Here is a 17,730-nt window from a genome sequence, read left to right as displayed (position 1 = left end):
AGGAGCACCCGCATGGCCGATCCGGTCGTCATCGAAATGGCCAACAGACTGGCCGAAGAATGCCTGGCGGTCCAGAACGAAACCGGAGAGGACCGGCTGTTCATGGAGGTCGGGAACGTGCTCGGGGCCTCATCGCAGACCCTTGAAGAGGCGTTCCTGACCGCCATCCGCACCCGGATGGCCAATGATCAGGGCCGCGCCTTCCTGCGCAAAAAGCTCAAGTCGCACCGCGAAGCGCATCCCAAGGCATGACGGAAAAGACCCGTCTCGACCGGCAGATCGACTTTCTGGTCGAGGCCGACAAGCTCAAGAACACCATCCGTGCGACCGAACTCTGCGACGGGTCGCGCTATGAAAACTCCGCTGAACATTCCTGGCATCTCACGCTCTATGCCCTTGTGCTGGCCGATCAGGCCGGCCCGGAGGTGGAGATCAACTTGGTGATCAAGATGTTGATCCTGCACGATCTGGTGGAAATCGACGCGGGCGACAATCCGATCTTCGGCCAGCTGGACCATGCCGCGATCGAAGCGGCAGAACAGGCCGCCGCCGACCGTATCTTTGGCCTGCTGCCGGAGGATCAGCGCGACCACCTGCGCGCCATCTGGGAAGAATTCGAAGCCGCCAGCACCCCCTCCGCGCAATTCGCCAAGTCGCTGGACAGGTTCCAGCCGCCGATGCAGAATCTTGCCAGCGGTGGCGGCAGCTGGACCGATTACGACGTGACCGAAGCGCAGATCCACGACCGCGTCGGCAGCAAGATCGCCATCGGCGCACCGGGCCTGTGGGACTATGCCAAAGCCCGGATCGCCGCGTTTTTCGCCGCACAAAAATCCACCTGAGCGCCCGCAGGGCACATATTCGCGGCAGTTGCGCCGGAATCTGCAGATCAAGTTCTGTATACTATCGTATACCGCTTTCCCCTGCCCGCGTTTTGCGCTATGCGCGGCGCAACAGTTCTCCATAACCGAAAGGGATAGGCTTCATGTCAAAGATCAAGGTAGAAAACCCCGTCGTCGAGCTTGACGGCGATGAAATGACCCGGATCATCTGGGATTTCATCAAGAAAAAGCTGATCCTGCCCTACCTCGACATCGACCTGAAATACTACGATCTCGGCATCGAGGCGCGCGACGAGACAGACGATCAGATCACCATCGACGCCGCCGAAGCGATCAAGAAATACGGCGTTGGCGTCAAATGCGCGACCATCACGCCGGACGAAGCCCGGGTCGAGGAATTTGGCCTCAAGAAAATGTGGCGTTCGCCCAACGGCACCATCCGCAACATCCTGGGCGGCGTCGTGTTCCGCGAGCCGATCATCTGCAAGAACGTGCCGCGCCTTGTGCCCGGCTGGACCAAACCCATCGTCATCGGCCGTCACGCCTATGGCGACCAGTACCGCGCCACGGACATGAAATTCCCCGGCGCCGGCACCTTGTCGATGAAATTCGTCGGCGAAGACGGCACCGTGATCGAGGAAGAAGTGTTCAAGGCCCCGGCATCGGGTGTCTACATGGCGATGTACAACCTTGATGAATCGATCAAGGATTTCGCCCGCGCCTCCATGAACTATGGCCTTCAGCGCGGCTGGCCGGTGTACCTGTCCACCAAGAACACGATCCTCAAGAATTATGACGGTCAGTTCATGATCCTGTTCCAGCAGGTCTTTGACGAAGAATTCGCCGACAAGTTCAAGGAAGCGGGCATCACCTATGAGCACCGCCTGATCGACGACATGGTTGCCTGTGCGATGAAATGGAACGGCGGCTATGTCTGGGCCTGCAAGAACTACGATGGCGACGTGCAGTCCGACACCGTGGCACAGGGCTTTGGCTCGCTGGGCCTGATGACCTCCATCCTGATGACCCCCGATGGCCAGACCGTCGAGGCCGAGGCGGCGCATGGCACGGTGACACGTCACTACCGCCAGCACCAGAAGGGCGAAGAGACATCGACCAACTCCATCGCGTCGATCTACGCCTGGACCGGCGGCCTGAAGCACCGCGGCAAGCTGGATGGCAACGAGGCGCTGACCAACTTTGCCACAACGCTTGAGAAAGTCGTGGTGGATACGGTCGAATCCGGTCACATGACCAAGGACCTCGCCCTGCTGGTCGGCCCCGACCAGAAGTGGCTGACCACCATGGGTTTCCTCGAAAAAGTGGACGAGAACCTGAACAAGGCCCTGGCAGGCTGAACATTCAAGGGCCGCGCAACTGCGCGGCCCTTTCCTTTTCACCGGCAGATCTTGCGAAAGACTGCCGGGTTTTCCGGGGCAGCCGATCTCAGGCGGCGCGCGCCACCGTTTCGGGTGCAAATCCCGTGATCTCGCAGCCATCAGGCGTGAACCGGCAGAAACTGCCCTGCGGCACCTCTGTCCAGCCTGTCTGATCCAGATCATAGGGTTCAGAGACGACGGCCCAGCCCTGCCAGTCCGCGCACCAGCGATAGAACAAGGACGGCGCCAGATCGTCCGAGGCATAGCGCAGGGCGTAAAGCGTATGCCCGTCCGACAGCGCCGCGGCCATGCGCATGTGCGGGCCTGTCCCCTGGGCGCGCGACAGCGCCTCGAAACGCGCCACGCTGCGGGCCATGGCGCCCTGCGGATCCGTGTCGATGCCCAGGCCGCAGGCCACCAGAAACAATGCCTCGCTGTCCGTGGCACCCTTGCGGTGCGGATAAAGCGCATCCTCGATCATCATGTCGGCGGATTTGCGGAACCGCTCGAAACCGCCCACCTGTCCGTTGTGCATGAAACTCCACCGCCCCTGCACGAAGGGATGGCAGTTGTTGCGGCTGGTCGCCGTCCCGGTGGAGGCGCGCACATGCGCCAGGAACAGCCGCGCCTGCACCTGCTCGGCCAGCGACCGCAGGTTCGGGTCCGACCAGGCCGGATAGACATCACGATAAAGCCCCGGCTCCGGCCGCCGGTCGTACCAGGCCAGACCGAACCCATCCGCATTGATCGCGGTCTTGCATTCGGTGGCATCGCGGGACTGGCGGATCAAGGAATGATCCGGGGCCGAGATGATCTCGCTCAGGAACAATGGCGCGCCCTGCCAGGCCGCCCAGCGGCACATGGGTTACTGGCCCCGGTTGTGGGTGCGGGCGTAAAGCCTGGCGATGATGCCGCTCGCCGTCTTTTCGAACAGGCAGGGGATCAGCGCATGCACCAGCGCCGCACCGGCCGCCGCGAACAACAATGCGGAAAACCGCAGCGCGAACAGCATATGTTCGAAAAAGCTCTCATCGACCTTGGCGGGGTGGTCCAGAAATACGCGTGCGAACATCAAACTCTCCTTGGTTGGTTGCCGCCAACCTAGGCCATCCGGCACAAGAAGTTTTCCCAAAGATATCGAATTTTGCCTTGATCATGGGATATCCTCCCATCATTATCCGATCATGCATAACATCGACAACATAGACCGCCGTATCCTGGTGGAACTGCAACGCGACGCGGGGCAATCGCTCGAAACCCTCGGCGCGACGGTGGGCCTGTCGCGCAATGCCTGCTGGCGGCGCATGCGCCAGATGGAGGAGGCGGGCGTGATCAAGGGGCGCGTGGCGCTGCTGGATGCCGCGCGTCTGGGCCTGCCGCTCACCGTCTTTATCCAGGTCCGCACCAATGCCCATGCGCCCGACTGGCTGGAACGGTTCTCCACCGCCACCCGCGCCATGCCGGAAATCATGGGCGTCTACCGGATGTCCGGCGAGCTGGACTATTTGATCCGGGCGCAGGTTGCGGATATGGCGGGGTACGACCGCCTTTACCAAAGCCTGATCCGCAAGGTGCCGCTCTCCGATGTCTCGGCCAGTTTCGTCATGGAAGAGATCAAGGAAACAACCGCCCTGCCCCTGTAAGGACCGCCCATGCCGCTGCATTATCTCTGGCTCTTCATCGCCATCCTGACCGAAACCATCGGCACCACCGCCCTGCAGGCCAGCCAGCAATTCACCCGGCTTTGGCCTTCGGTCTGCGTGGTGCTGTTCTATGGTGCGTCGTTCTATTTCATGGCGCTGGCGCTCAAGGTGATGCCGGTGGGGATCGTCTATGCGATCTGGTCCGGCCTCGGGATCGTGCTGATCGCGGGGATCGGCTATGTCCTTTTTGGTCAGCGTCTCGACCTGCCTGCGGTGCTGGGGCTGTCCCTGATCATCGCGGGGATACTGGTGATCCATCTCTTTTCCACCGCCTCGACCCACTGAACGCCCCTGACGCTGCGGCACAGGGCCGGCAGATGCCATGATGAAAGGGCTGAAACTGCTTTAGGGCTGGCCTTTGCTGCGTCTGCACGGTATGGCGCGCGCAACTCCCGCAAAAAGGCTGACCCCATGGACCTGCGCAATATCGCAATCATCGCACACGTTGACCACGGCAAGACGACTCTGGTGGACGAATTGCTCAAACAATCGGGCACCTACCGCGAAAACCAGGCGACCACCGAACGCGCCATGGACAGCAACGATCTGGAACGCGAGCGTGGCATCACGATTTTTGCCAAGCCGACTTCGGTCGAGTGGAAGGGCACGCGGATCAACATCGTCGACACCCCCGGCCACGCCGATTTCGGTGGCGAGGTGGAGCGTATCCTGTCCATGGTCGACGGTGTGGTGCTGCTGGTGGATGCCGCCGAAGGCCCGATGCCGCAAACCAAATTCGTGACCTCCAAGGCGCTGAAACTGGGCCTGCGGCCCATCGTGGTGATCAACAAGGTCGACAAGCCCGACGGCGAGCCGGACCGCGCCCTGGACGAGGTGTTCGACCTTTTTGCCAACCTCGACGCAAGTGAAGAGCAGCTGGATTTCCCGGCCATGTATGCCTCCGGCCGCGCCGGCTGGGCAGATCATTCGCTGGACGGGCCGCGCAAGGGTCTGGACGCATTGTTCGAACTGATCCTCAAACATGTCCCGGCGCCCAAGCAGCTTTCCGATATCGACCAGCCCTTCACCATGCTGGCCACCACCCTTGGCGGTGATCCCTTCCTGGGGCGCCTGCTGACCGGCCGGGTCGAATCCGGCACGCTGAAGGCAGGCCAGACGATCAAGGCGATGTCGCGCGACGGCAAGCTGATCGAGAATTTCCGCTGCACTAAGATCCTCGCCTATCGCGGGCTGGAGCAGACCGCCATCGACGTGGCCGAGGCAGGTGACATCGTCTCCATTGCCGGCATGACCAAGGCCACCGTGGCCGACACCCTGGCAGACCAGAGCGTGACCGAGGCGATCCCGGCCCAGCCGATTGATCCGCCCACCATCACCGTGACCTTCGGCATCAACGATTCCCCGCTGGCCGGGCGCGATGGCAAAAAGGTGCAATCCCGCGTCATCCGCGAGCGCCTGCACAAGGAAGCGGAATCAAACGTCGCCATCAAGATCAGCGACACACCCGGCGGCGAAGCCTTTGAGGTTGCCGGACGGGGCGAATTGCAGATGGGCGTGCTGATCGAGAACATGCGCCGCGAAGGGTTCGAACTGTCGATCTCCCGCCCGCAGGTGCTGTTCCGTGACATCGACGGCGAGCGGCACGAGCCGATCGAGGAAGCCACCATTGACGTGGACGACGAATATTCCGGTGCGGTGATCGAAAAGATCACCGGCGTGCGGCGCGGCGAACTGGTCGAGATGAAACCGGCCGGTGCGGGCAAGACACGTATTGTGGCCCATGTCCCCTCCCGCGGGCTGATCGGCTATCACGGCGAATTCCTGACCGATACCCGCGGCACCGGCGTGCTGAACCGCGTGTTCCACAGCTGGGCGCCACACAAGGGTCCGATCCCGGGCCGCCGCGCGGGCGTCCTGATCTCGATGGAAAACGGCACCTCGGTGGCCTATGCCCTGTGGAACCTCGAAGAACGCGGCAGAATGATGATCGGCGCCCAGGCCGACGTCTATACCGGCATGATCATTGGCGAACATTCCCGCGACAACGACCTGGAAGTGAACCCGCTGAAGGGCAAGAAACTGACCAACGTGCGCGCCTCCGGCACGGATGAGGCGGTGCGCCTGACCACGCCGATCACGCTCTCGCTGGAAGAAGCCATCGCCTATATCGACGATGATGAGCTGGTTGAAGTGACGCCAAATGCGATCCGGCTGCGCAAGCGCTTCCTGGACCCGCATGAACGCAAGCGGATGGCAAAATCGGCCTGACGGGAGATTCCGGGGCGCTGCCCCGGACCCCGGGAATATTTAAGGCCAAAAAGAAAGCAGACCAGCGTTATGCGCTGGTCTCCACAATCACCAGTTCACGTTCAGATGCGCCGCGCGCATGGCTCAAAGCCGCCTGATAGGCATCTGAATGATAACATTTTTCCGCTGATTCCAGGTCCGGAAAACGGGCCACGACATTGCGCGGGCGCGCCTTACCTTCGAGCTGCACGAAGCGCCCCCCCCGCGCGATGAATTCGCCGCCATGATCGGCGATGGCAACCGTCGCGCCTGCGGCGTATTTCTTGTAGGCCTCTTCGTCCGTGACGGTGACATGAGCGATCCAGAGTGCAGGCATGTTATCCTCCCATTACCTTTTCCGCAGCGGCAATCGCCGCCTGCGCATTTTCAGTGCTGGCACCGCCGCCCTGCGCCATGTCAGGCCGTCCGCCGCCGCCCTTGCCCCCCAGTTCGGCCACTGCGGCCTTGAGGATATCCACCGCAGACAACCGGTCCGTCAGATCCGCCGTCACCCCTGCGGCAACGGCAGCCTTGCCGCCCGCATCGGCGATCAGCAGCACAGCGCCCGTGCCCAGCCGCGCCTTGTGTTCGTCCACCAGCGCGGGCAGATCCTTGCCCGTCACGCCGCTCAGCACCTGGGCGATGAACTTGATCCCGCCGACCTCGCGGGTATCCGGTGCGGCCGCACCGCCCCCCGACATGGCCAGTTCACGGCGCAGCTGCGCCACTTCATTCGCCAGGCTCTTGCGTTCATCCATCAGGCCGCGGACCCGGTCCGGCACATCACCCGGCGCGGATTTGAGCGCCTCTGCGACACGCGACAATGCCGATTGCTGTTCACGCAGCCAGGCCAGCGCCTCCGCTCCCGTCAGCGCCTCGATCCGGCGCACACCGGCACTGCTGGCGCTGTCGCCCAGCAGCACAAAGGCCCCGATATCCCCGGTCTGGCGCACATGGGTGCCGCCGCAGAGTTCGAGCGAATAGGTGTTCCGGTCATTCCCCTTGCCCGATCCGGCCTGATGGCCCATCGAGACCACGCGCACCTCGTCGCCGTATTTTTCGCCAAACAGCGCCTGCGCCCCAAGCGCGCGCGCGTCATCCGGTGTCATGATCCTTGTATCGACAGTGGCATTCTGGCGGATGAAGCTGTTCACCTCCGCTTCGACCTGCGCCAGTTCAGCGGCGGTCAGCCCCTTGGCATGGCTGAAATCGAACCTCAGCCGGTCCGGCGCATTGAGCGAGCCGCGCTGTGCCACGTGATCGCCCAGGGCGCCCCGCAGCGCCTCGTGCAGCAGGTGCGTGGCCGAATGGTTGGCCCGGATGGCGGTGCGCCGCGCATGATCCACTTCCAGCACGGCCGCCTGCCCCACCTTGACCTCGCCCTTTGTCACCTTGCCGAAATGGGCAAAGACGCCTGCCGCCTTGCGGGTATCCGTGATGGTGATTTCACCGGTGCCGGTGCGGATCACACCCGTGTCACCGACCTGGCCACCGGATTCCGCATAGAAAGGCGTCTGGTTGAAGGCGACCTGGATGCTGTCGCCCTCGCGGGCCAGTTCCGTCAACACGCCTTCCATCACCAGCGCCTTGATCTGGCCCTCTGCGGTTTCGGTCTCATAGCCCAGAAACTCGGTCGGGCCGTTCTTTTCGGCCACGTCGAACCAGACGGTTGCATCCGCCGCCTCGCCAGACCCGGCCCAGGCCGCGCGGGCCTTGGCCTTCTGCTCTGCCATGGCCGTGTCAAAACCTTCAATATCCACCGCGCGCCCCTGCTCGCGCAGCGCGTCCTGCGTCAGGTCCAGCGGGAAGCCGAAAGTGTCATAAAGCTTGAAGGCCGCCTGCCCCGACAGGTTCGCCCCCTCCGGCAGGCCGCTGACCTCGTCCTCCAGCAGGCGCAGGCCCCGGTCCAGCGTCTGCTTGAAGCGGGTTTCCTCGTTCAGCAGGGTTTCGGTGATCAGCGATTGCGCCTGCCCCAGTTCAGGGTATGCCGCGCCCATCTGGCTGACCAGTGCCGGCACCAGACGGTGCATCAGCGGGTCCTGGACCCCCAGCAGATGCGCATGGCGCATCGCCCGGCGCATGATCCGGCGCAGCACATAACCGCGCCCGTCGTTGGCGGGCATGACCCCGTCCGCGATCAGGAAGGAGGTGGAGCGCAAATGATCTGCGATGACCCGGTGGTGCGTCCGGCCCGGCCCGTCCGGATCGGTGCTGGAGGCATCTGCCGAGGCCTCGATCAGCGCGCGCATCAGATCGGTGGCGTAATTGTCATTGGTGCCCTGCAACAGCGCGGCAACCCGTTCGATCCCCATGCCGGTGTCGATCGACTGGTTCGGCAGGTCGCGGCGGGTGCCGTCCTCGAATTGTTCGTATTGCATGAAGACGAGATTCCAGATCTCGACAAAGCGGTCGCCATCCTCCTCCGGGCTGCCCGGAGGGCCACCCCAGATGTGATCGCCGTGATCATAGAAGATCTCGGTGCAGGGGCCGCAGGGCCCGGTGGGACCGGCCGACCAGAAATTGTCATCCGTCGCGATGCGGATGATGCGGTCATCGCTCAGACCCGCATGTTTCTTCCAGATCGCCACCGCTTCGTCATCGGTATGATAGACCGTCACCAGCAGGCGCTTTTCGTCGATGCCGAACACCTTGGTCAGCAGGTCCCAGGCCAGCGGGATCGCTTCGGATTTGAAATAATCGCCAAAGCTGAAGTTGCCCAGCATCTCGAAAAACGTGTGGTGGCGCGCGGTATAGCCGACATTGTCCAGATCGTTGTGCTTGCCGCCTGCGCGCACGCATTTCTGCGCGGTGGCGGCACGTGTGTAGTCGCGGGTTTCGACCCCGGTGAACAGGTTCTTGAACTGCACCATGCCCGCCGCCGTGAACATCAGCGTCGGGTCGTTGCGGGGCACCAGCGGGCTTGAAGGGACAACCTGGTGTCCGTTCTTGTCGAAATAGGACAGGAAACTGGAGCGGATTTCGTTCAGGGTCTTCATCGGTCAGGCCTTCCGGGGCAAATACGCGTCGTTGTCAGATAGCCTTGGCAGGCTTGCCTGTCCACAGGTCCGGCATGGAAAAAGGGGCGCTGCCCGCCGGCGCGCCCCTGATGTCTTGCAAGGATTGCAATGTGGTCCGGGCCTCAGGCTTCCAGAATGTCCGCATCATCCGTGTCGGAACCGTTGAAATCCAGACCATGCGCCGCGCGGATCTTGTCTTCGATCTCCATCGCCATGGCGGTGTTTTCCTTCAGGAAGGCCTTGGCGTTTTCACGGCCCTGCCCGATCCGCTCATCCCCGTAAGAGAACCAGGAGCCGGATTTGTCGACCACGCCCGCCTTGACGCCGAGGTCCAGCAGCTCACCCATCTTGGAGATGCCTTCGCCATACATGATGTCGAATTCCACCTGTTTGAAGGGCGGCGCGACCTTGTTCTTCACGACCTTGACGCGGGTTGCATTGCCCACCACCTCGTCACGGTCCTTGAGCGCGCCGATGCGGCGGATGTCGAGGCGGACCGAAGAGTAGAATTTCAGCGCATTGCCGCCCGTTGTGGTTTCGGGGCTGCCGAACATGACGCCGATCTTCATCCGGATCTGGTTGATGAAGATCACCGTGCACTGGGTCCGGCTGATCGAGCCGGTCAGCTTGCGCATGGCCTGGCTCATCAGGCGGGCCTGCACGCCGACGCTGCTGTCGCCCATGTCGCCCTCAAGCTCGGATTTCGGCGTCAGCGCGGCAACCGAATCGACAACAACCATATTGACCGCGCCGGAGCGGACCAGCGTATCGGTGATCTCAAGCGCCTGTTCGCCGGTATCGGGCTGCGAGATCAGCAGCTCGTCGATGTCCACGCCCAGCTTGCGGGCATATTGCGGGTCAAGCGCGTGTTCCGCATCCACAAAGGCACAGACGCCGCCGGCCTTCTGCTGCTCTGCAAGGCAGTGCAGCGTCAGCGTTGTCTTGCCGGAGGATTCGGGGCCGTAGATCTCGACGATCCGGCCCATCGGCAGGCCGCCGATGCCAAGCGCGATGTCCAGCCCCAGCGATCCCGTGGAACTTGCCGTGATGTCCTGAATCGCACCTTCCGCGCCCAGTTTCATGATCGAACCCTTGCCGAACTGCCGTTCGATCTGGGCCAGGGCGCTGTCCAGCGCCTTCTGCTTTTCCGCCGACTTCTTGTTGTCCATTGTCAATAAATCTGCCGTTGCCATATGCCCGTTCCCTTAGTGTCATAGTGGCGCGGGATCGGCAATCGCCGTCCTGCGCCGGTTTTTTGTTCCGTTAATGTTCTCTATGGGACCAAAAGTGGAACATTTCAATCACTTTATTTCTTTCCCCATCTTTTACGGGAATGGGTTAAGAAGTAGTTTACGGCGACAACCCGGGATGATCTAACGCGCGAGGCCCCCTTAAATGCTTGTTTTCTTTAAGGAACGCCTGGCCTTCCTGTCGGTGCCGAAAACCGGGACAACCGCCTATGAAAGTGCGCTTGCGGCGCGGGCGGACATGGTGATCTCCGACCCGCCGATGCTGAAACACGCGCCTGTCTATCGCTACAATCGCTTCATCCGGCCCATGTTCGAAAGGGTCTGCGGGGTCGAACTGGAAGTCATGGCGGTGATGCGCGAGCCGGTCTCCTGGCTGGGCAGCTGGTACCGCTACCGCCAGCGCCCCTTCATGGAGGGCAAGCCGAATGCGACCCATGGCATCAGTTTCGACGATTTTGCCCTGGCCTATATGAAGGGGAACAAACCCGGTTTTGCCGATGTGGGCAGCCAGGCCCAGTTCATGAAAAGCCAGCCGAACGGCACCGGGGTCACCCATTTCTTCCGCTACGAAGACCAGCCGAGGCTCAAGGCCTTTCTCGAAGAACGTCTGGAAGTGACATTGTCCCTTGCCCGCGAAAACGTCTCCCCCGCGATGGCGCTCAGGCTTTCTCCGGAGGTCGAGGAGCGGTTTCGCCGCAAATGCGCCGAGGAATTCGCGCTTTACCACTCCATCCCGTAGTGCCGGTGCCACAGGTGGTTCAGGGGTCGCTGCCGGCCATATTCGTCCGGACCGGACCGTAGCTCACACCTCCCCCAATTCGAAGCACCCGGCTCAATGCATCTGCTTGTGCACCATCTCGGTCAGTTCGTTCAGTGAAAACGGTTTCGGCAGGAAAACGGAATTCGGTATCCTGCTTTGCTCCTCTCCGAAACTGTCTTCGGCATAGCCGGAGACAAAGACGACCCGCACGTCCGGCCGTTCCTTCAGCGCCTCGCGCACCCAGCTGGGGCCATCCATGCCGGGCATCACCACGTCGGTCACAAAGACATCCACGGTAAGGTTTTCGTCTTCCAGGGTCTTTAACGCCGCCTCTGCCGATTCAGCCTCAAGGACGGTAAATCCGCGCAGACGCAGCGCCCGGCTGGCAAAGGCGCGCACCGGGGCCTCGTCCTCCACCAGCAGGACAACCCCGTCCGATGCATCGGACGCGTTTGACCGCTCCGCGACATCGGGCCGCGGCGACACCTCCGGACTGTGGTCATGCACCGGGAAATACAGCACGAAGGTGGTGCCGACGCCGGGCTGGGAATCGACAAAGATGAACCCGCCGGTCTGCTTGACGATGCCATAGGCGGTCGACAGGCCGAGGCCGGTCCCCTCGCCCGTGCGCTTGGTGGTGAAAAACGGCTCGAACACCTTTTGCAGCTTGTCCGAAGCAATGCCCAGCCCGCTGTCAATCACCTCGACGGTCACATAGTCACCGGCCGGCACGGTGACGCGGTCCCGTGTCAGCGGCTCTTCCAGCGTCAGGCATTCCGTGACGATCCTGATCTCACCGCCCGCCGGCATGGCGTCGCGGGCATTGACCACGAGGTTCATCAGAACCTGTTCGAGCTGACGCTTGTCGGCGCGGATTGGGCGCAACACCGGATCATGGCTGAGCGTGAGGGTCACCTTTTCGCCGACCAGCCGGTTCAGCAGATGGGTCAGATCCGCCAAGGTGTCGCGCAGGTCCAGCGTTTCCGGCCGCAGGGTCTGTTTGCGCGAAAAGGCCAGCAGCTGGCGCACCAGCCCGGCGGCACGGTTGGCGTTCTGGTTGATCTGGATCAGGTCCCCATAATCGGCATCGCCCTGGTCGTGGCGCAGCAGCAGCAGGTCGCAATGGCCCGAGATTGCTGTCAGCAAATTGTTGAAATCATGCGCGACACCGCCTGCCAACTGGCCGATTGCCTGCATTTTCTGGCTTTGCACGAATTGCGCCTCCAGTGACTTCAGTTCTGTTGCGTCGTGCAGCACGGCAATAAGCGCCCGTTCGCCGTCTTCCATAATCCGATTCAGCACCACTTGCACGAAAGTTTCCTTGTCGGTGCGGGTCAGCCGCAGGAATTCCGACTTCTGGACCATCCGGTTGGACAGCGTGTCATTCAGCCAATCCGCGATCGGACGGCCCAGCCCCTCCATCAGTTGCGAAATATTGGCGCCTTCAACCAGCTTGGTGCCGATCAGCCCCGCCGCCATCCGGTTGAAAGAGCGCACGGCACCGTCGGGTGCCACCTTTATCATCGGCACAGGCATGTCCTGAAAGGCCTGCCACCCCTGCATCGGCGCCTCCAGGGACGCCTCCGGTGGCGGCAGCAGAAAGATCACGCGGCGCCCGGCCCCGGCATCCATTTCCGCCACCAGCATCCGGCGCGGCCCGTCAGGGCAGGATACTTCTGCCAGCGTCCCGGGCACGACGGGCAGTTCCGTGAAAATGCGATCAAGCGTCTTGACCCGTCCGCCAAGCAGCCGCCGCGCGGCATCATTGGTAAAAAGCACCGCGCCGCTGCGCCCCAGCATCAGCATCGGCAGTTGCACCCCGTCGTGCGGGGTGCGCGCAGCGGTCCGCGCGCCCATGTTCTCAAGCCGCCACAGGAACCGGTCCTGCGCGATCTCATGGACCGCCACGCGCAGATGCCCGGCCCGTGTCGCGACATCCTCCTGCGCGGCACCGCTGGCATCGGCGCGCGATTGCAACCGGTAGAGAATGCCCGCCGGATTCGCAAAGGTTTCGGTCAGGGCCGCGCCAAGCGTCGTGAAACTATCGCGCTCGAAGAGGCGATGCGCGGCGCGGTTCGCGCCGTGAATCAGACCGTCCCTTTCGGCAATAAAACAGGGGATGGTATCATGTTCAATAAAGGTCTCGATGGTATCGACCAGCCCGGACCGGCGGACGGCCTGACCCGCCGCGCGCAGGCCCAGAACGCCGCCCACCATCACCAGCGTCGCCCCGGAGCAGAACAGAGCCAGCGCAAATATCCGCTGCGACACGAACATGCCCACAGCGACCAGCACCGCCCCCAGGATCACCAGCAGCCAGGTTTGTCTGTTGCGCACCCGCAGCGGCGCCGCGCCAACCGGCGGCACCGGCGGCCGCGGTTCGGCAATAACGTCCGGCGCGTTCTGCCCCAGCGATACAGACAAAATCTATCCTCCGACGGCCCTCGAATCGTCCTCCATTAAGCGTCTCCCGGGTTAATCGAACCTTAACCACAGCAGAGATGCATCCCAAAGTTGAGTATGATTAGCCTGATACCCGCGTCAACTGCGCAGTATAGAAACCGTCTCCCGCCGCATCGACGGCAAAACGATGCGCAAAGCTGCAGGTCCAGCCGGGGTTTCGCGACAGAAAGGCCGCCAGCCGGTCCTCGTTTTCCGCCCGCAGAACCGAGCAGGTGGCATAGGCCAAAAGGCCCGAGGGCCCGACAAGCGCTGCGGCGCGGTCAAGGATCTCGTCCTGGAGCGCGGTCAATTCAGCGAGGCGCGCAGGCGTCAGGGTCCATTTTCCCTCTGCGGCGCGGCGCCAGGCACCCGAGCCGGAACAGGGCGCATCGCAAAGCACCACATCGAAGGGGGCGGCATCTGCCAGCGTCGCGGTTTCGGCAAGTGCCACGGTGACACCCGCCCGTGCCGCGCGGGCGGGCAGATCGGCCATCCGGGCGGGCGCGATGTCATGGGCGGTGACCTGCCGCGCCGGGTCCATCGCCAGGGCCAGCGCCTTGCCCCCGCCGCCTGCGCAATAATCCAGCACCCGTCCGCCCGCCGGCAGGGCGGCAACAACGGCCTGGCTTGCGGCGTCCTGAAGCTCGATCAACCCTTCGGCAAAGGCGGATGAATTGCGAATGCGGCGATGCCCTTCGGTCACGGTCAGGGCCGCCTCTGCCAGCGGGTTCACCGCGGTCTCCACCCCCTGTTCGCGCAGCATGTCTGCGGCGGCCTGCCGCTGGATGCGGGCAAGATTGACGCGCAGCACAATCGGGGCGCGCGCCTGAAGCGCGCCGGCAGTGCGGGCGGCATCTTCCCCCAGCGACGCTTCGAAAGGGGTCACCAGCCATTCCGGCAGGCACCACAGGGTTGGACGGTCTTCGGGCGGCGCGGGAAAATCCAGTTCTGCCGCGGTCGCGGGTTCGGGGGCATGGCCATCGCCGGTGAATAACGCCGCGATATCAGCCTCTTGCAGATGAAGCAGCCCCAGCATGAGCTGGCGTCCGGCCTCACCGCGCCCGAAATGCGCCGCCAGCGAACGGCAGCGCAACACGTCAAAGACATGGTCCCGGATTGCCGCACGGTCCTTGGAACCAGCAAAACGGCTGCGCCGGGCCCAGCGGGTCAGCGCCTGTTCCGCCGCCTGACCGCCCTGGATGTCATCAAGGATTTCAATCGCCGCCGCGACCCGCGCCCCCGGGGTCATCGGGCTGCAATCACATCAAGAACGTCGCGCAACAGATTGAAATTCATGATATTCCCCTATCCGGCGCGGTAGTTGGGTGACTCGCGGGTGATCTGAACGTCATGCACGTGGCTTTCCTTCAGCCCCGCCCCGGTGATCCTGACAAAACTGCAGTTCTTGCGCATCTCTTCGACGGTGGCACAGCCGGTATAGCCCATCGCAGCCCGCAGACCGCCGACCATCTGGTGCACAACGGCCGCCGCGCTGCCCTTGTAGGCCACCTGGCCCTCGATGCCTTCGGGCACCAGCTTGTCGCTCGCGGCATCCTTTTGGAAATAGCGGTCGGCCGATCCGCTTGCCATCGCGCCAAGCGAACCCATTCCACGATAAGACTTGAAGCTACGGCCTTGATAAAGAATGACTTCTCCGGGGCTCTCATCGGTGCCTGCGATCATGGAGCCAACCATGGCACAGGATGCGCCAGCGGCAATGGCCTTGGCGAAATCGCCCGAAAACTTGATGCCGCCATCGGCGATGACGGGGATCTCACCCGCCGCCGCGGCACAATCCATGATGGCGGTCAGCTGCGGCACGCCAACACCTGCCACCATGCGCGTGGTGCAGATGGAGCCGGGGCCAATGCCGACCTTGATCGCATCGGCACCGGCGTCGATCAGGGCGCGGGTTGCCCCGGCCGTAGCGACATTGCCCGCGACCACCTGCACCTCGTTGGACAGCGCCTTGACCCGTTTGACCGCAAGCGCCACTCCTTCGGAATGGCCATGGGCGGTGTCGATCACGATCATGTCGGCACCGGCATCCACCAGCGCCTGCGACCGTTCAAAGCCCGCGTCGCCCACGGTGGTGGCCGCCGCGACCCGCAACCGCCCCAGCGCGTCCTTGCAGGCGGTGGGGTTCAGCACGGCCTGTTCGGTATCCTTGAGCGTCAGCAGACCGGTCAGCTTGCCCTTGGCATCGGTCACCAGCAGCTTTTCGATGCGGCGCGCCTTCATCAGGCTGATCGCCTCTTCACGGTCCGCCGGCTCGTGCAGGATGGCAAGGTTTACCGAAGACATCATCACCCGCACCGGGGTCTTGTCATCGCTGGCAAAGCGCATGTCGCGGTTGGTCACGATCCCCACGACACGCCCGGTGTCATCGACAACCGGAAATCCGGTGACGTTATAGCGTTCCTGCAGCGCCTTGGCATCGGCCAGGGTCTGTTCCGGGGTCAGGGTGATCGGGTTATAGACGATGCCGGATTCAAACCGTTTGACCCGGCGGATCTCGCGGGCCTGTTCGTCAATGGTCAGGTTGCGGTGAACCACCCCCATGCCGCCGGCCTGCGCCATGGCAATCGCCATGCGCCCCTCGGTCACGGTATCCATGGCGGAACTCAGCAGCGGAATGTTCAGCGCAATGGATCTGGTCACATGCGTGCGGGTATCTGCGGTGGATGGCAATACAGACGACGCTGCGGGAACAAGCAATACATCGTCAAAGGTCAGGGCCTCACGAATCTCCATTTTACACCTCGGCTTGGATGGGTTCATTTGGCGGTTTCATATTTCACGGATGGTCTGGATTGGAAAGACCTATTGCGTCCATTTGCGGATGGTTCTGTATCGCGTGTCATCGGCAGGGATTCTGATGCCGGACGAACTGAACGATCATCACCGCCGCATCCATCCTGCTTTGATCGGCGGGTCCGGGCGCGCGGGCGCTGGCGTATCGCCAGAAGTCCACCGCGTCGAACTGCCCCTGCCCCGCTGCGGCACATATGGTCGGCCTGCCAGACTGCCGGTCCTCTGCCATGGCCTGTCCGATGACCTGACGCAGGTAGACACCCAGCCTCTTCTTTTCTTCGGGATCGGTCCGGGCGCGATCCATCCAGGCGAAAAGGCGGTCAAGGCCCAACGCTGGCGCGCGTTGATCCGCTGCTGCGGGGCCTGTGCCGCAGACAAGGGCGATCAGCAGTATGGCAAGGTGGCGGCGCATTGTTTACTCCTAAACAGCAATTAATTATTGCTAAACGATAATTCATCTGCTTAATAAAGATCAAGTCCAATACCAGGGAGAGTTGAAATGGATCAGGTCAACCGTCAAAAACGCATCATGTGGTGGAGCAGGATTCTTGCCGCAGCAACACTAGTTCTGGCAGTCGCGCTTCCGCCTTTGGTGTTCATCACGGTGCTGCTGCTTCCTTTCGACATGCTCGCTGCATCTGCCCATGTCGTCCCGCCGCCATCGGCCCTTTCCTCCGGCACGCAGCTTTTGATTGCCCTTGTTGCAAGCCTGCCTGCCCTGTTGCTGTCCTGGGGGCTGTGGGCGCTGCGGCCCGCGCTGATCTCCTTTGGTCGCGGCGCCTGTTTCGCTCCCGTGGTGTTTGGCGCGCTCAAACGCTTTGCGGTGGCCTTGTTCGTTTCTGCCTTGATGCGGGTGGCTGTGGTCCCGCTGACCGGCGTGATCCTCTCAATTGGTCAAGAACAGGGCGCGCTGAGCCTGCGTTTCGGCATGGGTGATCTGCAGACGATGCTCCTGGCCGCCGGAGTCTGGATCCTGGCCTGGATCATCGTCGAAGCGGCGGCACTGGATGCCGAAAACAAGCAGTTCGTCTGATGCAGATCGAGGTACATCTTGCCGTGATCCTGGCGCAACGTGGCGTGAGCGGGCGCGCATTGGCCAAACACATCGGCATCACCCAGGCCAATCTTTCACTGCTGCGGCAGGGCAAGGTCAAAGGGGTACGTTTCGAGACGCTGGCAAAGATCTGCGACTACCTTGACTGCCAGCCCGGCGACCTCTTCACCTTTCGCCGCGACTGATCGCGGGGGTTTCCCCGGGGGCTGACACGCGCGAAAA

The 17,730-nt window shown here is 62.7% G+C and carries 18 protein-coding genes; 9 read left to right on the top strand and 9 right to left on the bottom strand.

The genetic code is table 11. From position 1 onward, the window contains the following. Positions 1-12 precede the first annotated feature (12 nt). From O4H53_RS05605 to O4H53_RS05595, 3 genes are all read left to right on the top strand, one after another. Positions 13-252 (top strand): hypothetical protein, encoded by a 240-nt coding sequence (locus tag O4H53_RS05605; RefSeq protein ID WP_269362000.1) that lies wholly within the window; start codon positions 13-15, stop codon positions 250-252. Further along, complete coding sequence (locus tag O4H53_RS05600; RefSeq protein ID WP_269361998.1) at positions 249-842, top strand: HD domain-containing protein; 594 nt, start codon at positions 249-251, stop codon at positions 840-842. The genes O4H53_RS05605 and O4H53_RS05600 overlap by 4 nt, the downstream gene beginning before the upstream one ends. A gap of 143 nt (positions 843-985) precedes the next feature. Further along, entirely contained in the window at positions 986-2,200 is a 1,215-nt protein-coding gene (locus O4H53_RS05595) for an NADP-dependent isocitrate dehydrogenase (RefSeq protein WP_114277216.1), read from the top strand. Between the two features lie 88 nt (positions 2,201-2,288). Here the strand turns inward: O4H53_RS05595 and O4H53_RS05590 are convergent, their stop codons facing one another. Together O4H53_RS05590 and O4H53_RS05585 are read right to left on the bottom strand one after the other, a co-directional pair. Then, positions 2,289-3,083, bottom strand: a complete 795-nt coding sequence (locus tag O4H53_RS05590) for a class II glutamine amidotransferase (protein ID WP_269361996.1) — start codon at positions 3,081-3,083, stop codon at positions 2,289-2,291. 3 nt (positions 3,084-3,086) lie between these two features. After that, positions 3,087-3,293: a DUF6356 family protein gene (locus O4H53_RS05585; RefSeq protein WP_269361995.1), complete on the bottom strand. Its 207-nt coding sequence runs from the start codon at positions 3,291-3,293 to the stop codon at positions 3,087-3,089. Between the two features lie 112 nt (positions 3,294-3,405). Here O4H53_RS05585 and O4H53_RS05580 point away from each other — a divergent pair, with 112 nt between their 5' ends. The 3 genes from O4H53_RS05580 (at position 3,406) to typA (ending at position 6,153) form a co-directional block, all read left to right on the top strand. Continuing rightward, positions 3,406-3,864, top strand: coding sequence for an Lrp/AsnC family transcriptional regulator (locus O4H53_RS05580; protein WP_269361993.1), 459 nt, complete (start codon positions 3,406-3,408; stop codon positions 3,862-3,864). 9 nt (positions 3,865-3,873) lie between these two features. Continuing rightward, positions 3,874-4,209 carry a DMT family transporter gene (locus O4H53_RS05575; protein WP_269361992.1) on the top strand — a complete coding sequence of 112 codons (336 nt, stop codon included), beginning with the start codon at positions 3,874-3,876 and terminating at the stop codon, positions 4,207-4,209. Between the two features lie 126 nt (positions 4,210-4,335). After that, positions 4,336-6,153: a translational GTPase TypA gene (gene typA, locus O4H53_RS05570; RefSeq protein WP_114277221.1), complete on the top strand. Its 1,818-nt coding sequence runs from the start codon at positions 4,336-4,338 to the stop codon at positions 6,151-6,153. Positions 6,154-6,220: 67 nt separating this feature from the next. Here the strand turns inward: typA and O4H53_RS05565 are convergent, their stop codons facing one another. The 3 genes from O4H53_RS05565 to recA form a co-directional block, all read right to left on the bottom strand. Beyond that, entirely contained in the window at positions 6,221-6,508 is a 288-nt protein-coding gene (locus tag O4H53_RS05565) for a DUF1330 domain-containing protein (RefSeq protein ID WP_269361989.1), read from the bottom strand. A gap of 1 nt (position 6,509) precedes the next feature. Next, complete coding sequence (gene alaS, locus O4H53_RS05560; RefSeq protein ID WP_269361987.1) at positions 6,510-9,167, bottom strand: alanine--tRNA ligase; 2,658 nt, start codon at positions 9,165-9,167, stop codon at positions 6,510-6,512. A 143-nt stretch (positions 9,168-9,310) separates the two neighbouring features. Next, complete coding sequence (recA, locus tag O4H53_RS05555) at positions 9,311-10,381, bottom strand: recombinase RecA (protein WP_269361985.1); 1,071 nt, start codon at positions 10,379-10,381, stop codon at positions 9,311-9,313. A 202-nt stretch (positions 10,382-10,583) separates the two neighbouring features. Here recA and O4H53_RS05550 point away from each other — a divergent pair, with 202 nt between their 5' ends. After that, positions 10,584-11,177 (top strand): gamma-glutamyl kinase, encoded by a 594-nt coding sequence (locus tag O4H53_RS05550; protein WP_269361983.1) that lies wholly within the window; start codon positions 10,584-10,586, stop codon positions 11,175-11,177. A 93-nt stretch (positions 11,178-11,270) separates the two neighbouring features. Here O4H53_RS05550 and O4H53_RS05545 read toward each other — a convergent pair whose 3' ends face one another. The 4 genes from O4H53_RS05545 to O4H53_RS05530 all read right to left on the bottom strand — a co-directional run bounded on the left by O4H53_RS05545 (position 11,271) and on the right by O4H53_RS05530 (position 16,866). Continuing rightward, the gene (locus O4H53_RS05545) at positions 11,271-13,475 is read right to left on the bottom strand and encodes an ATP-binding response regulator (protein ID WP_269362086.1); all 2,205 of its coding nucleotides are present in this window, start codon (positions 13,473-13,475) and stop codon (positions 11,271-11,273) included. A 247-nt stretch (positions 13,476-13,722) separates the two neighbouring features. Further along, on the bottom strand, positions 13,723-14,889 hold the full coding sequence (locus O4H53_RS05540) for an RsmB/NOP family class I SAM-dependent RNA methyltransferase (RefSeq protein ID WP_269361981.1): 1,167 nt from the start codon (positions 14,887-14,889) through the stop codon (positions 13,723-13,725). Between the two features lie 56 nt (positions 14,890-14,945). Continuing rightward, on the bottom strand, positions 14,946-16,394 hold the full coding sequence (gene guaB, locus O4H53_RS05535; RefSeq protein ID WP_269361979.1) for an IMP dehydrogenase: 1,449 nt from the start codon (positions 16,392-16,394) through the stop codon (positions 14,946-14,948). Between the two features lie 106 nt (positions 16,395-16,500). Further along, positions 16,501-16,866 carry a hypothetical protein gene (locus tag O4H53_RS05530; RefSeq protein ID WP_269361977.1) on the bottom strand — a complete coding sequence of 122 codons (366 nt, stop codon included), beginning with the start codon at positions 16,864-16,866 and terminating at the stop codon, positions 16,501-16,503. 87 nt (positions 16,867-16,953) lie between these two features. On the opposite strand from O4H53_RS05530, the gene O4H53_RS05525 reads away from it, so the two are divergent. After that, complete coding sequence (locus tag O4H53_RS05525; protein ID WP_269361975.1) at positions 16,954-17,487, top strand: hypothetical protein; 534 nt, start codon at positions 16,954-16,956, stop codon at positions 17,485-17,487. After that, positions 17,487-17,693: a helix-turn-helix domain-containing protein gene (locus O4H53_RS05520; protein ID WP_269361974.1), complete on the top strand. Its 207-nt coding sequence runs from the start codon at positions 17,487-17,489 to the stop codon at positions 17,691-17,693. Before O4H53_RS05525 ends, O4H53_RS05520 begins: the two co-directional genes overlap by 1 nt. Positions 17,694-17,730 lie beyond the last annotated feature (37 nt).

Source organism: Sulfitobacter sp. G21635-S1 (genome assembly GCF_027213915.1).
Lineage (GTDB): Bacteria > Pseudomonadota > Alphaproteobacteria > Rhodobacterales > Rhodobacteraceae > Sulfitobacter.
This window is presented reverse-complemented; position numbering and strand designations above follow the sequence as displayed.